The 633-nt window shown below is 58.3% G+C and carries 1 protein-coding gene and 2 pseudogenes; 2 read left to right on the top strand and 1 reads right to left on the bottom strand.

Going from position 1 to position 633, the window contains the following annotated elements; genetic code table 11:
* Positions 1-74 (bottom strand): annotated as a pseudogene (locus HV796_RS43090) (IS6 family transposase); the annotation flags it as partial.
* Positions 75-128: 54 nt separating this feature from the next.
* Between HV796_RS43090 and HV796_RS43085 the strand changes: the two are divergent.
* Both HV796_RS43085 and HV796_RS43080 read left to right on the top strand, forming a co-directional pair.
* Positions 129-269: pseudogene (locus tag HV796_RS43085) on the top strand (IS3 family transposase); the annotation flags it as partial.
* Positions 270-422: 153 nt separating this feature from the next.
* On the top strand, positions 423-557 hold the full coding sequence (locus tag HV796_RS43080; protein WP_246356416.1) for a tyrosine-type recombinase/integrase: 135 nt from the start codon (positions 423-425) through the stop codon (positions 555-557).
* Positions 558-633 lie beyond the last annotated feature (76 nt).

Below are 633 nucleotides of genomic sequence, written 5' to 3'. Positions count from 1 at the left end.
CGCTTCAGTACCTTGCCAATGCCCGCAGGCAGTGCCTTGCCTGGCGTCTTCGTCTTTGCCATCATCTTCGTCATGCGTTACGATCCGGCCGATTCTACTTCGCCGCGTTAACGCGACGGAGCCACCCGCAGAGCGTCGAAATGGCCACGCTCGAATGGGTCGACTGGTTCAATCATCATCGCCTGCTCGTGCCGATCGGCAACATGCCGGCCGCCGAAGCAGAAGCCCGCTATTATCAGCAACGCCTTGAGCTACGCAGGGCCGCGTGACTCACGCAAACTGGTCTCCGGAATTCCCGGGGCGGTTCAAAACGCCCGATGCTCCACTCTTCCAGCCAGCAAGGAAAAAGACACTTGCGGCCTTGACTGCCCGATGGCGTGTACAAGATCGTCCTCGCCTACGCGACCGGTGCACAGATAGATATGCAAGGCTTTGGCGTACACAGCCTCCGGGTGACAGCAGCAACCAACGCACTGGAGCACGAGGCCGATATTGCCAAAGTGCAGAAATGGCTGGGACACGGAGCTAACGTCAAGAGTGGTGTACGAATAATTTGATGGCGGTCGATTTCAAGCGGCGAGTTTCTGCTGAACCGGTCGATCGTCTTGCACCGGTTCGCCGTCCTTGAAGGCA

Source organism: Paraburkholderia humisilvae, assembly GCF_902859855.1.
GTDB lineage: Bacteria > Pseudomonadota > Gammaproteobacteria > Burkholderiales > Burkholderiaceae > Paraburkholderia > Paraburkholderia humisilvae.
This window is presented reverse-complemented; position numbering and strand designations above follow the sequence as displayed.